The sequence below is a fragment of the Chryseobacterium sp. G0162 genome, from assembly GCF_003815715.1.
Lineage (GTDB): Bacteria > Bacteroidota > Bacteroidia > Flavobacteriales > Weeksellaceae > Chryseobacterium.
Genome location: NZ_CP033922.1, coordinates 4,269,502 through 4,284,005 on the forward strand (window position 1 = coordinate 4,269,502; position 14,504 = coordinate 4,284,005).

13 protein-coding genes are annotated in these 14,504 nt (G+C 35.4%); 2 read left to right on the forward strand and 11 right to left on the reverse strand.

What is annotated here, in order from left to right:
• Positions 1–37: 37 nt before the first annotated feature.
• From EG344_RS19105 to EG344_RS19155, 11 genes are all read right to left on the reverse strand, one after another.
• Positions 38–1,102 (reverse strand): serine hydrolase domain-containing protein, encoded by a 1,065-nt coding sequence (locus EG344_RS19105; protein ID WP_123910954.1) that lies wholly within the window; start codon positions 1,100–1,102, stop codon positions 38–40.
• Between the two features lie 198 nt (positions 1,103–1,300).
• Positions 1,301–3,697, reverse strand: coding sequence for a hypothetical protein (locus tag EG344_RS19110; RefSeq protein ID WP_123910955.1), 2,397 nt, complete (start codon positions 3,695–3,697; stop codon positions 1,301–1,303).
• A 212-nt stretch (positions 3,698–3,909) separates the two neighbouring features.
• Positions 3,910–4,494: a YdeI/OmpD-associated family protein gene (locus tag EG344_RS19115; protein ID WP_123910956.1), complete on the reverse strand. Its 585-nt coding sequence runs from the start codon at positions 4,492–4,494 to the stop codon at positions 3,910–3,912.
• Between the two features lie 130 nt (positions 4,495–4,624).
• The gene (locus EG344_RS19120; RefSeq protein ID WP_123910957.1) at positions 4,625–5,149 is read right to left on the reverse strand and encodes an ATP-binding protein; all 525 of its coding nucleotides are present in this window, start codon (positions 5,147–5,149) and stop codon (positions 4,625–4,627) included.
• A 162-nt stretch (positions 5,150–5,311) separates the two neighbouring features.
• Positions 5,312–6,100: a PhzF family phenazine biosynthesis protein gene (locus tag EG344_RS19125; protein WP_123910958.1), complete on the reverse strand. Its 789-nt coding sequence runs from the start codon at positions 6,098–6,100 to the stop codon at positions 5,312–5,314.
• Between the two features lie 65 nt (positions 6,101–6,165).
• Positions 6,166–6,678 carry a hypothetical protein gene (locus EG344_RS19130; protein WP_123910959.1) on the reverse strand — a complete coding sequence of 171 codons (513 nt, stop codon included), beginning with the start codon at positions 6,676–6,678 and terminating at the stop codon, positions 6,166–6,168.
• A gap of 291 nt (positions 6,679–6,969) precedes the next feature.
• Positions 6,970–7,680, reverse strand: a complete 711-nt coding sequence (gene pgl, locus EG344_RS19135; protein ID WP_123910960.1) for a 6-phosphogluconolactonase — start codon at positions 7,678–7,680, stop codon at positions 6,970–6,972.
• Positions 7,681–7,701: 21 nt separating this feature from the next.
• On the reverse strand, positions 7,702–9,183 hold the full coding sequence (zwf, locus tag EG344_RS19140) for a glucose-6-phosphate dehydrogenase (RefSeq protein ID WP_123910961.1): 1,482 nt from the start codon (positions 9,181–9,183) through the stop codon (positions 7,702–7,704).
• 9 nt (positions 9,184–9,192) lie between these two features.
• Positions 9,193–10,611, reverse strand: a complete 1,419-nt coding sequence (gene gndA, locus EG344_RS19145) for an NADP-dependent phosphogluconate dehydrogenase (RefSeq protein WP_123910962.1) — start codon at positions 10,609–10,611, stop codon at positions 9,193–9,195.
• 229 nt (positions 10,612–10,840) lie between these two features.
• Positions 10,841–11,059: a hypothetical protein gene (locus tag EG344_RS19150; protein ID WP_123910963.1), complete on the reverse strand. Its 219-nt coding sequence runs from the start codon at positions 11,057–11,059 to the stop codon at positions 10,841–10,843.
• 186 nt (positions 11,060–11,245) lie between these two features.
• Positions 11,246–12,640 carry a hypothetical protein gene (locus EG344_RS19155; protein WP_123910964.1) on the reverse strand — a complete coding sequence of 465 codons (1,395 nt, stop codon included), beginning with the start codon at positions 12,638–12,640 and terminating at the stop codon, positions 11,246–11,248.
• Positions 12,641–13,144: 504 nt separating this feature from the next.
• Between EG344_RS19155 and EG344_RS19160 the strand changes: the two genes are divergently transcribed.
• Both EG344_RS19160 and EG344_RS19165 read left to right on the forward strand, forming a co-directional pair.
• On the forward strand, positions 13,145–13,546 hold the full coding sequence (locus tag EG344_RS19160; RefSeq protein WP_123910965.1) for a nuclear transport factor 2 family protein: 402 nt from the start codon (positions 13,145–13,147) through the stop codon (positions 13,544–13,546).
• Between the two features lie 86 nt (positions 13,547–13,632).
• Positions 13,633–14,457 carry a helix-turn-helix domain-containing protein gene (locus tag EG344_RS19165; RefSeq protein WP_164464474.1) on the forward strand — a complete coding sequence of 275 codons (825 nt, stop codon included), beginning with the start codon at positions 13,633–13,635 and terminating at the stop codon, positions 14,455–14,457.
• Positions 14,458–14,504: the final 47 nt, after the last annotated feature.

Below are 14,504 nucleotides of genomic sequence, written 5' to 3' on the forward strand. Positions count from 1 at the left end.
TGTTTCGATTTCCGTTTATTGTTTTGCTTACCACCTGTTATGGTTTGTCTTGTATTTCCGGAAGCTTAATTTCTTTGTTATAAAGCAGATCAACAACATTTTGCATGAAGTTTTCTTTTTTAATTCGCTCTCCATTCGTAACATAAGCGATGGAGAGGTCATCTTCTTTATTATAAATAAGAATGGCATGTGATCCTAATGTATCTCCACCATGTCCATAAAATATAAGATCGTTAAAATCCCAGATTGCCATCCCTCTTCCCCAATTTTCTTTTCCTGGTTTAGGCTCCATCAGCTCCATGGATTCTTTCTTTAGGATCTTATTATGGAATAAACTATTGATGAAAATATTCAGATCATAAGGGGTCGCTGAGACATCGCCTACGCCAATTACATTGAGTAAATTTATTTCCTTTTTCAGAATCGTCCATGAATTGTTTTCATATCGATAAGGCAGAAATACATTTTTTTGATCAGGTTTGAAAGAAGCCAGATTTTTGAGCCTCAGAGGCTGTATAATTTCTGAATAGAGTATTTGGTAAAACGGTTTATTATGCTTTTTTTCAAGAATTTTAGTCAGGAGGTAATAAGCGGAGTTTGAATATGCTGTTTTTTCGCCAGGTTCAAAGCTTTTCCCTTGTTTGACAATGAGTTCCATGATTTCCCGGTCAGTGGTCTTTTCCGTTACCCAAACCTCTCCGTCTTTTACCACATAACTTCCCAATCCGCTGGTATGTTCTAATAAATTTTTAAGGGTTATGAGCTCTGAATTTGGAACTTCCGGATAAAACGCTGAAAGTTTATCATTTAAATCTAATTTTTTTTCTTCAATTAATTTAAAAATTAAAACAGCGGTCATCATTTTGGTCACAGAACCCACCTGATATCGGGTATTTTTATCATCAATTAATTCAGATATATTTTTTTGTCCAAAACTTTTAGCATATACTTCTTTCCCATTTTTAAAAACTGACAAACGTCCCACTCCTAAATTATTATTCTCAATATAATTGAAATAATTATCTAATTTTTCAGAATGAATCGTTTGTGAAAAAAAGTAATTTGAAACAAGAAGAACTAAGAATGCCATTGAGGTTTTCATGATTAATAGGTTTATTAGTTGCTGATATAAAAATTGAAGTCTCAAATATATTACATCTGCTAATATCTGAGTCTGTTTGTATGATAATTTTAAATTATTTTCAAAGTCTTATGGTATTGCATGTCTTCCAGGTTCCGATTTCAAAACTAAAAAAGCCTCTCAGGAAAACTGAAAGGCTTTGTAATCTGGAGAAATATATTATTTAAAGATCTCGTTCTGATAAAGAAGATTATCATCATCATCAAAACTTATGATCAAAACTTTATACTGTTTGGCGCTGTCATTATTGAAAAATTTAATTCTTGGCGGAACATAATCGCTGTCGAATAAATTAGGATTCCAGTAAAGGGTTTCTCTCGTGTCATTTTCAATTTTTGCATCCTCATCCAGCATTTCAACAAGGAACTCCGCTGGCTTATCATATCCTTTGATAACAGATGAGTTATTCTTTGGGGCTTCTTTTCCGGTATTCTTAGTTTTCATATTGCCTCTCATTGTATAGACAGCTACTGCATCACCTACTAATCCACCGCCCTTAATAATTTTTACCATTGCAATATTGTTGACAGGCATAGTAGCAATCATCGTAGGATCTGTAAGGATTTCATCTAAGTATAGCTTAGCTTGCTGCCCCCGAATATAAGGTACATTGGCTCCTGAGCTATTTCTTTGAAAGGTTAAACCGGCTGCTCTTCCTTGTAACCAGTCTAATATATTGGGCATTCCGTCGGTATGCTGATCTTCATTCACAAAATCGAATATGGTAGAGTTCTGAGAACTGAACATTCCTGTGGACAGTTGTTTGTCTAATTCTTCTTTCGGATCTTTCTTCTTTCCTGTTAATTCTACTTCTTTAATTTCCTGTACCTCGACACCCTCTATTTTTTTAGTGTTTTTTTGAGTAATAATAGCTCTGGAAATGGTGGGAGGAAGGGTTTTATTTCCGGTATTTTTTACTAGTTTATATTGTGTTGGAGGAAAGTTGCCCGTAAATTCTGTAGGGTTTACCAATGGCTCTACTGTTACGAATAAATTCTCAGCATTGGATTCTTTCTCATTTCCTGAATTGGCAAATAACGAAACATTCACAGGCTCATCATTGCTCAGATTATTTAAATAAACATATCCGCTTTGATCGGTCTGAAACGGGCTGATAACAGGTTCACTTTTGCCGGCTTTCAATAATAAAACCACACTGGAATTGATTATCAAAGCGTTATTTTTAACAGGTTTCACCCTGTAAGAAAGAAATTTTGGAGATTTGGTCTTTATAGTGGGTACAGATCCGCTAAGTACAGAATTCCAGTCAAACCTTTTCCAGTTTTCAGAAATAAGCAGCGCATCCAATGCTTCACTATTGGCCGTTTTAGAAAAATATTGGGCCGGGCTGTCTATTTTTGTAGTAAAATCTCCCGTTAGCCAGAGGCTGCTCAGCAAGTTTTCTTCTTCGGGCTTATTGCTGCCATCATTTTCACTTACCAAAACCGTATAATGTTTAAAATAGGACTCCGGGGAAAGGTCAATGCTGTTGAAAGATCTTGGCGTTTGTTTTATACTCTGACCTATAATTTCAGCTTTCTCAAGTTTTAGATCATTGGGCCTTATAAAGCAAAGTCTTTGTGCTACCAGATTGTCTTGGTCATCAAAGATGGCTAACTGTAAAACTCCATTCGCTCCATTGCTTATTTTGATAGGAATAAGACTGGAAGCTTCATTGGTTAACTGTTTAATATTGGCCCTGTAAGCAAGATGGTTATTAATGGTTCCTACAATTTTATAATTTTGGAGCTGTTGTTTTAAGTTAACCCCTTTTAACGTGTATTTAATTCCATCTTTAGCACTGTTAACTTCTAAATGGAGACCACTATCTGCTACTTGTGGCAGGTCTATTGTTTTGCTTTTTCCTGTATTATCCTGAATGATCGCCTGGTATTTTTTTCCTGAAGCAGGCGTTATGGTAAAAGAGGCTACATTTTTATCAAAAGACTTAAAAGTAGTTAGAGGAACATTGGGATTTTGTGCATCAATTACTTTTCCGGTCCAGTTTTCTGGTAAAGAAGTACCGCTTGATAATCTTACAGCAAATTTTGTAGAAGTACCATTAACGAAGGTTCCGCCTTCCGGAAAAGCTTTTGCAGACCAATCAGAACTTTTAGAAATGATCAGTGATTCTGGGGAGTTTGGATTGTAAACCGGAATGGTTTTCACAATCTGAAAGTCTTCGTTAAAGTTGGTCATGTAAGGCGTATAAGCTCTCACAAAATAAACCTGCTCAGGAAGATCTTCTTTCAGTTGAAAATCTCCGCTGCCTTCTCCATTGGTAAGCAATACGGTCTTCCAGGCTATTAATTTTTTATCAGAACTGTACAGTTCTACAAAGAGGGTCGTAGAGAGTGCAGAGCGGTTATACCCATCAAATACAAAGCTCTTAAACCAGATTTTATCCCCAGCTGCATATTGTGATTTATCTGTAAGGACATATACTTTTTCCTGTTCGTAATTATTCTCAAGATTTGTAATTGCTTTTTCCAATTTGGTTTGGGCCACTATGGGCTGTACCATAGAAAGAAGCAATACACCGAATATATTTTTCATAGAAATCTTAGCGCATTTTAATTCAGTGCTAATTTAATCATTTAAAGACTTCAAAAATGGATATTGATCCTCTTATTTTAAAAGAAATACAGCAGATTGGTAATATTTCTTCGAATATGATTTTTTAAAAGAGTATTTGAAAACGATATCTTACAAAATGACTTCATTGGATCGAGGTTTGACTTTCTCCAATTTCACTAAAGCATACCGGATTATCTGAACTGCGCAGGTCTTTGTTGTTTTGCTGCCTGTTCTACCAGTTCCTTAATACGTTTTTGACGGGTTTCCGGCCTTTTGGCAAATGTAACCCAGTGCAATATCATTTTTTTTAAGGTTTTACTCATCGCTAAAAAATAATCTTTTGAACCGGCATGTGCTGTAAAGGCGTTTTCCAGATCATTGGGGATGATAAGCTCTTCAACACTGTCCAGAATAGTCCACGAGCCGTTTTCTTTAGCCACTTTAATACTTTCAAGCCCGGCTGGCTGCATTACACCTGTATCTATAAGCCTCTGAACCTTTTCTTTATTGATTTTGGACCAGTTACTTTTGGTTTTGCGTTGGGTGTACAATTGCATAAATGAATTGGAATCTACAGTCTTTCTAGTACTGTCGATCCAGCCAAAACAAATGGCTTCATCCACTAATTCGCTCCAGCTAACTGTGGGAAGTCCGGATTTTTTATTGTTGCAAATAATCCATATCCTTTGGCTTGAACGATGGTTTTGCATAAGCCAGTCACGCCATTCCTGTTTGGTGTTGATAGCGATACTCTTTTTTTCTAACCCTGTTTCCATTGTATTTTTATTTTGCTTTTGTTTTTGATTGATTCAGTTATCTATGGCCTATAATCCTGTATGACAGAGAAATTTCACATAGAATGAAGTTGTTGATTGAATACAACAAAATTAGCAGTATCATTGACAGCTATGTGTCAGGAGTGGATAAAATTCCATTGAGTACCTGATCTCTGCGATCAGATAATGGACCATTGACTCTAATTACTTTTATTCTAAAATCATTAATCCAATCATAGAGTAAATCATTGACCTGGTTTCTGAGTTTTGGAAGCTCAATCTGGTGTACAGGGATCACATCCGGTTCTTCAATGGGAACCAATACAAAAAGGTCAATTTCATCAATTATTGCCTGAGCCTTTTCAAAGAGAGATTGAATATTTCTACGAGGATCAAGAACATGAAGATAGGCTAAGAGATCAATAACACATCTGTCAAATATCACATTGTCTCCACTTTGCAGAATCAGTTTTACTGAATAATTAAATTGTTCAACGAAGTCTTCGGCATCAGGAATTTCTGAGAATTCATAACCACATAATTCCATTTGGTAATAAGGCTCTGTCTCAAGGGTATAACCTGACAGATGTTCCAGAAGCTCTTCCGCCAAAGTGGTTTTGCCAACATTGTGAGCCCCGAATATCGCAATTCTCATATTTCACTTAATTTTATGATTAGCTTTTCCTTTGTGATCTCATTAATGGAAACATTACACCTTTCTTTAAAGATATTAAAAATGATTTAGAAAATAAAAGCACCAATTTAAATTCATTAGTGCTTTTTTGCTGATGAGGGCTTTATCTCTATTAAAATAGCATTATTCTATCCACAGATTTCCCATAGAATAGGTTCTGGCTTTACCTGCCACAATCACTCTTTCGCCTTTGTTTTCGCAATAGAGCTGGCCTCCTCTTTCTGAAAGTTGACGGGCGAAAAGTTGATCTTTTCCTAACCTTGATGACCAAAATGGGATCAGTGAACAGTGTGCAGAACCGGTAACAGGATCTTCAAGAATAGACGACTGTGGCGTAAAATATCTTGAAACAAAATCACTGTCTGTACCCGCAGCAGTCACAACAACGCCTCCCGGATCGAGATTAATAAGATCCAAAATAGATCTTTCAACGATAATTTTTTTGATATCTTCCTCAGATTCATATACCAAAACATAGTCTCTTGATTTGAAAACTTCTGTAGGTTGTATATTGAGAGACTTTACTATAGTATCCGGAAGAGTAGAGGGTTCAGGCATTCTTGACGGGAAATCCATATAATAGAATCCATCTTTTACATCTACTGTTAATTCACCACTTTTAGTTTCAAAAACGATTCTGTTGTTTGGATAATTTAAAATGGAAGCTAAGCAATGAGCAGTGGCAAGGGTAGCATGTCCACATAAATCCATTTCTATTTCAGGAGTAAACCATCTTAGGTGAATGGTGTCACCATTATCAATGAAGAAAGCAGTTTCTGCTACAGCATTTTCACGGGCTATTTTTAAAAGAACTTCATTAGGCAGCCAATTTTTCAATGGGACAACACACGCAGGATTTCCATGGAAAATTTCTTCTGTAAACGCATCTATTTGATATAATTCTAACTTCATGATTGAGAAAATTTAGGTTTGTAATATGGAGTCTTATAATAATATTTGTTGGATGTTGAGCTTTACTATTGTTTTTGCTTTTTAAACACAGTGAAGCCATCTGAAGATTCTTCTTTTTCTGTTGTTTTTAAAGAGAAAAGAGGGTGTTTATTCAGTAATTTTAGGGTAGGCGATTCAAATTTCCAGTTCATACTTTTATCCAGAAAATAAAAAATACGACCATCATTGATTTTAATTTCAAAAAAATAATTTGGAAATTTATTCAAAGTATTTCTTACAGGCATATAGGTGATTTCTTCTATTTGCTCAGCAGAATAATGATGTTCATTGATGATAAAGCTGCTATCAGTAAGAAAGACATTCGCTGGAGGAAGATTTTTTTCGAGCATCCGATATTCTGATAAACAGACAAGTGGGAAAAAAGTGAAACAGAGAATGGTAGGAAAAATTAAGGTAATGGGATCTTCTTCTTGTGTACTTAAAAAATAACATACTATTGTTACGACATGAACAAGAATAATAATTGTTCCATACCTGTAAAAGAAGAACTCGAAATAACTGGGGTTTAATTTTTTCACGAATAATAGTGTTTGGTTTTCCCTGCCATACAGGCAGAAAATGTATTTTGTTGTATAAAAATACAAAAGTTTATATTAATATTTATACCGATGCTTTTCAGTATTGTAAATCGTTTAAGCTCTTTTGTATATTATTTTGAAAGAATGATGGGAAACTGCTTTGAAAGGGTATGAATTCTTTCTAATGATCGGTTTATACACAAAATATCGCCACTTGTTTAAAGTGGCGATATCTTATTTTTTTAACGAAGACAGTATTGCCTTAATCCGTTTAATGAAAAAAATACAATATTAGGCTCCTGCCTCTTCGTCGGTAAAAATCTGAACCCCGTCTTTCTTTTTAATTAACTGAAGCGGGTATAATTTCGGATTGTATTCTCCATTTAAAACTTCGTTCAGAGCATGCTTTTTAGAGGTACCGAATGTAACAATCAAAATGTTGTTGGCTTTATTGATAATAGGTTCTGTCAGAGTAATCCTGAACATTTCCTGAGGTTTCAAATAATAAGCTGCAACCCATTTTTCTTTTTCATCCAGTACTGCTTCTCCCGGAAATAAGGAAGCGGTATGACCATCATCACCCATTCCTAAAAGGATAAAATCGAAAACACCTTCTTCACCTAATACATTTCTGATTTGCGCTTCATATTCTTTAGCATAATCTTCAGGATCAATTCCGCCCTTATACATAGGGAAAATCTGATCTTTATTGACAGGAACTTTATTTAAAAGTGTTTCCAGAGTCATTTTAAAATTACTCTTTTCATCATCAAGAGCAACCCATCTTTCATCTACCCAGAAAAAATAAACTTTGTTCCAATCTATTTTATCTGCATATTCTGAAGTCGCCAATAAGCTGAAAATGGCTTTCGGAGAAGAACCACCGCTTATCGCTACTACAAATTTTCCGTTTTTTTGAATAGATTGTTCGGAAAGGTCAACGAAAGTATCTGCTGCTTTTTTATATAAAGTATCGAGCGTATTAAATATTGTAATATCCATTTTTATTTCTTAATTAAATAGTTAAACCCACTGATGCCCTTGTCTTTCAACCAAAGCATTGCTGTCATCAGGTCCCCAGCTTCCTGCATCGTAATTTGGGAAAGAAGCATCCTTGGTTGTTTCCCAGGTTTCCTGAATTGTTTTTACAACATCCCAGGCTTCTTCTACCTGATCAGAACGCATAAATAATGTAAGATCACCTACAAGTGCTTCTAATAAAAGAGTTTCATAGGCTTCAGGAGTATCAGTCTGGCAGGCAAAATTATCAAAAATCATTTCTACCGGTTTCAATTCTAATGAAAGTCCCGGTTTCTTTGACATAAACTGCAATCTGATATCCATTTGCGGCTGGATATTAATAATCAGTCGATTAGCTGATAAAAGTGATGTGCTTTCTGAAAATGTAGAATGGGGAAGTGGTTTAAACTGAATGGTAATATAAGAATGCTTTTCTTTCATTTTTTTTCCGGTTCGAACATAGAAAGGAACGTTTTCCCATCTTTCGTTATCCAGATAAAACTTAATGGCAGCAAATGTTTCTGTATTGGAATCAGCGGCAATTCCTTCTTCCTGACGATAGCCGTTTACCTTGACTCCATTTACTTTTCCTCTTCCATACTGACCCCGAACTGCATAATGATCTACTTTATCTGAAGAAATTCTGCGAATTGATTTTAAAACATCCACTTTACGATCCCTGATTTCACCAGACTCCAATGAAACCGGTGGCTCCATAGCAACCATACATAGAATTTGTAAAAGATGATTCTGAATCATATCACGTAAAGCACCCGTCTGCTCATAAAAACTGGCTCTTGTCTCTACTCCTACTTCTTCTGCAACAGTAATCTGGACCGATTCTATATGCCTGTGATTCCATAAAGGCTCGAAAATTGAGTTTCCGAATCTGAAGGCTAAAATATTCTGAACGGTTTCTTTCCCTAAATAATGGTCGATACGGTAAATCTGTTCTTCCTGAAAGGTTTGGGAAAGAAGATTATTCAATTCTATAGCAGACTCTTTATTGTGACCAAAAGGTTTTTCTATAATAATTCGATCTTTTGCAGGATCTGAAGCGATAGAGGTATTTTTAATATGATTTGAAATAACCGACACGAAATTTGGAGCGATGGAAAGGTAAAATAGCCTGTTCCCTCTCGTTCCGTATACTTTGTCGAAATTTTCTAATTTATGATACAGTTTTTGGTAAGAATCTTCTTCATCCAACTGATGCTGAAAATAGCTGATGTGTGCCTGAAAACCAGCCCAATCTTCCTTGGTTACAGTTTTTCTGGAAAAACTCTCCAGATTTTCTTTAATATAAGCTCTGAATTTTTCATCCGTATTTTCGGCTCTTCCTAAGGCTAGAATATTAAAGCCTTTGGGCATTCTGCCATCGATATATAAATTATAAAATGCAGGAAAAAGCTTTCTTTTTGCCAAATCTCCTGTTGCACCAAAAATAACAATGGTTGTTGGATGCAGGATTGTGTTGTCGCTCATTTTCCGAATTTAGTTATTTACGTTTTGCCATGAAGTGTGAAAAACTCCTTCTCTGTCAATTCTTTGGTAAGTGTGCGCCCCAAAATAATCACGCTGAGCCTGAAGCAGATTGATCGGTAAAGATTCTGTTGTATAGGCTTCGAAATATCCTAAAGCTGTCTGAATTCCTATGCTTGGAATTCCATTTGATGCAGCAAAGGAAGCGACTTTTCTTAATGAAGAAATTTTATCTTTTACGATTTCTGAAATCCCTTGATCCAATAGGATATTAGATAAATTCTGATCTTTAGAATAAGCCGAATAGAATTTTTCTAATAAAACAGAACGGATAATACATCCACCTCTCCATATTTTAACAACATCTTTTAACGGAATTTCAAACTGATATTCTTCAGAAGCTTTTACCAATAATGCTAACCCTTGAGCATAGCTGATTAAAGTAGCCAAATACAAGGCTTCACCCACTTCTTTGATGAACACATCTGTATTTTCCGGAGTTGTTATTTCTCCTTTAGGATATAATTGAGAAGCTTTCACTCGCTCATCTTTATAAGCGGATAAAATTCTTGAAGTTACCGCGATATCAATAGTCGGAATAGAAACACCAATTTCCATAGCCTGCTCAGAAGTCCATTTCCCTGTTCCTTTTGCTCCGGCTTTATCCAGAATCTGGTCAACAAGAAAACCATCTGTTAAATCATCTTTTTGCTGGAAAATATCTCTTGTGATTTCAATAAGGAAAGAATTCATTTCACCTTCATTCCATGTTTTGAAAACCTCATAAAGCTGATTGTTGTTTAGATTGGCTCCTTTTCTCAACAAATCGTAAGCTTCGCTGATCAACTGCATGATGGCATATTCGATACCGTTATGAACCATCTTTACGTAGTTTCCTGCAGAACCTTTGCCCATGTAAGCGGTACAAGGTTCACCATTAACTTTTGCTGCAATTAATTCCAACATAGGTTTTAACAGGTTGAAAGCTTCCAAATCTCCACCAGGCATAATACTTGGTCCTCTTCTTGCGCCTTGCTCTCCTCCTGAGACGCCCATTCCCATAAAATGAAGGTTTTTTGAAGCGAGATCAGCAATGCGTCTTTCAGTATCTTTGAAATAAGAATTTCCCGCATCAATTACAATATCTTTTGGGCTGAGAAGGGGTGTAATGCTTTCCAGGACAGCATCTACAGGCTTTCCAGCGGGAACCATTAAAATAATTTTTCTCGGACTATCCAAAACTGATACAAACTCTTCCAAAGAAGCTGTTCCTTTAACTGAAGTTCCCGGAGTTGCTCCTTGATGAAGTTCTCTTACTTTTTCCTCATCCAAATCGAATCCTGCTGTTGAAAAACCGTTATCAGCAATATTATAAAGCAGGTTTCTTCCCATTACTCCGAGACCGATGACCCCGTAATTATACTTTTCCATTCTTATCTTATTTAAGATTTATTTTATTTTTACAGGTCAAATTTACGGAAATGCATAGCAGTAAAAAAAATATCCGAAATTTTCTTTCAATCATTACAGTAGTTATCATCAACTGAAAAATGGGCAAACAGTGAAAATCCATTCATATAATAATTTATACCAGCTATTCATATTTACTCTTTTTTGAAAGAATAATGCGTATAGCTTGCTTACAATAAGATTATTGTATTCATAGACATCCCATAGAATAGGTTCTCGCTTTACCTGCTACAATCACTCTTTCCTTTGTCTTTAAAGAGAATAAAGGATGTTTGCTTACTAACTTCATGATAGGTGATTCACCTTTCCAGTCCGTATCTTTATTCAGAAAATAAAAAATAGCTCCATCGTGGGTTTTAATTTCAAAAAAATACGAAGTAGATTTATCCAGAGCATTCCTTACAGGCATATAAAATGTATTCTATTATTTTGAAAGAGTTGTGAAAAAAAAATATTCGCAAGGGTATGAATTTTCTAATTATCAGTTGAAACAAAAAAATCACCACTTTAAATAAGTGGTGGTCTTTTGTGTTAATAGAATTTTGCCTGATAAAGGTAAGTGGGAAATTTGACCTGTTGTATCTAATTTCAGTGACTATTCGAGTCGAACTACACTTATGATGAAAGGAGCTGCAATATTCGTTGAACCCGGAGTTGATCCAAAAGAAAGTGCCTGAAATGAAAGGATCTGACCAGCATTCATTTTTAAGAGAGTTGAGTTTGTGCATGTAACAAATGAAGGGGCTCCGTTTTTTTCTGGGAGCGTAACTTTATTACTTGTAAAAGATTGCTGAACTCCGTTTAAACTGATTTGAGCATATCCCGTATATCCATCTCCATCGTCTTCAGTGGCATCTCTTTGAGGGTAATTAACCATAAAATCAACCTTATATAATCCGGTGGCATTTGCTGTAAAAGTATTTCCTGTCATTTCATTCAGATTATCAAAAGTCTTTGCGGAAGTTGTAGCATTTGTAAATGTATTGTTTAATGTGATTACCACTACACCGGTTCCTCTTGCGGCACTTACATTGGATGAGTTACGCAATTGTACAACGCCTGTACTGTTTACCGCTAAACTTCCTACCGGACTTGATGCCCCCTGCAATCCTTCCAGCCTTATAGGGTTGGTCGCATTGATGTGAAGTTTATTTGTTGCCGTAGATGTTCCAATGCCTACATTTCCTGTTATTGAATTGATTCTCATTCTTTCAATCAAACCTCCACCAACAGAGTTTCCAATATAGAAATCTTCTTCTGATCCGTTGATTAATGTGGATCCTGTACGAACAGATCCCAACGCCCAGTTAGCCCCGCCTGACGAAGGTCCGCTATTGGTAAAACCAAGTAATGAATAATTTCCTGTGGCCAGAGCGGAAGTATTTCTTAAAGCCAGAATTCCGTATGAGTTGGTTCCGGCGGTCGCATCAATCAAATTATATCGGTTTGAAGATGGAATGGCAGAAACTACATGAAATCGTGTTTCAGGAGAAGCTGTTCCCAATCCGGTTCTGTGATTAGCCGCATCTACCGAAAGGGTAGTCCCGTCAATAGAAAAAGCATTCACAGAGGTAGAGGTAAATGCTAAAGTATTGGCATCTTGAGTTACCACTCTATTGCCCGTGAGACTTCCATCCGAATTGTAAATATTTGTTGAAATTGCTACCCATTGCAATCCCGTAAAATAGTGATATCCGGTATTATGAATACTGCCCACCTGTGCTATACTTGGGATTAATCCGGTTGGTGAAATAATGTCTGTAATATAAACAATGGCTCCAATCTGGTCACTTCCGTAAGTTCCGGAGTCTTTTGCGGCTAATTGTTGCTTAGAAACCCTTGGTGGTAAAAGGCCATCCTTCATATTAGGGTTTGTAGTTCCTGCAACATCTAAAGTTGCATTGGGCGTGTCTGTATTTATCCCTACCTGTGCATTTAATATTACAGTTGCACACAAAGCGATCAGGGAGTAGAATTGCTTACCTTTCATGGTTTCGGTTATTGGTTTTCGTTTTCATGGATGTGATTTTAATAAATAATCAATATATTTCATTAGATTGTGATAAATAAAAAAATCAATTAGATATGGTAAATCAGATGCACAAACTTATTTCAATTTTCAGTTTTATCATTACGTATAAATACTGCATTTTATAGAAAATTGCTTTTAAGATCTAAGTGAATAATATAGGAGTAAGGCCATATTTTTGTGCGCAGATTAAGAATTTAATGTATTGTAAATGCCATTTTATTGTGAAATTGTCAAATTTAAGATTGGGGGTTGTACTCAGTGGTACTTGAGATTGAAATGGAGCAGTTGATGGTCATGATAATGATGAAATCAGGGTTTGAATCCGATGTTAACAGCTTTATTTCTTTAGTTGTCAATATTTTACAATTCCATATTTTTGTTTAACTTGGATCTATTGAAAAAAGATTGGCTGCATTAACGTCATCTGACTTAAAATAAGTAAGACCACATTTAATCAATAAAATGAACGAATTAAAAATAAATGCAATTATTCAGGACCTGTCAAATTCCTTACAGACAAGAAGCTATGACAGGTTTGTTAGCTATTTTACAGAGAATGCAATTTTTGAAATACCGTTTACAGTTAATGGAGGAGCTGTAATAAAGGGAAAAGAAAATATAAAAAAGCACTTTGACAATGTACAGCAAAATCCACTGACTAAATTGATTGAAATAGAAAGTGTTTATACAAAAATATATCATTGTGCAGATGACCTTACAGTCACGGTTGAGTATTTCACAAAGGGAAAATCATTGGCTACAAATGAAGCTTTTGAAATACAATCTTCTATTGCACTTATTCAATTTGACGCAAGTGGTATTGTTTATTACAAAGATTTTCCAAATACTCTGGGAATTGCTTAAAAAGCAGGTGTTCTTTCTCAACTGGCAGCAACTTGGATAAATTGAGCTAGATTTACAGTATTCATGTAGAGATGAAAGCTAAAAAAATGACAATAAAAATCTATAGACCTGAAAATCCTATATTAAAAAAGTATATCGAATGCTTTTATACCCTCGAGCAGACCTCTGAAGAATCTTCTGCAACTTATTTTACCTTTCCGAGTATCTATACCATTGTCACGATGAGTGAGAAAACAGAAACTCTGATCATGGAAAACAAAATGACAATTAGATACTGCCAGTCTAATCCCATTGAAACAAATCTGGTATGTAATTTTAATGAGCCTGTATTGATAAACTATGAAGGCGTAATCAATGAAATTACTACGTACTTCAAACCGTTAGGGATCAATGCTTTTATACCAAATAATTTAAGAGATTATGCGGAAGGAAACTTTCCTGATTTTAATCCATATGAGGATTATAAAGAAACCATGGCAGCCATTCTTTCTATAAAAGATCCGGATGAAAAAATCAGAGTGCTGGAATTGTATTGGCTTTCAAAATTTCGTCCGTTTGAGAATGTTTTGTTGGCAGAGGTACTGACTGAAATGTTGCATACAAATAATATCAATCAATCTATGATGAAATTGTCTTATACTACGGGTCGGTCACGAACAACGATCAACAAGCATTTTGATCAGCATATTTGTAAAACGCCTTCCCAGTTCAAAAAAATTATCAGATTCAGGGCAGCTATTCAAAGCCGGCTTGACGACCAAAATCGAGTAGGATTGTCTTATAGTGTTGATTATTTTGACCAGTCACACATGATCAGGGATTTTAAAAAATTAACAGGTTTTACACCAAAATTTTTTTTTTCAAAAATAACAACACTTGAAAAAGGTGTTATAAAATGGATGTTTATTTAGTGGGTTTACAAAAATACAATGATGCTGATTTATTAAGTAGTAACATT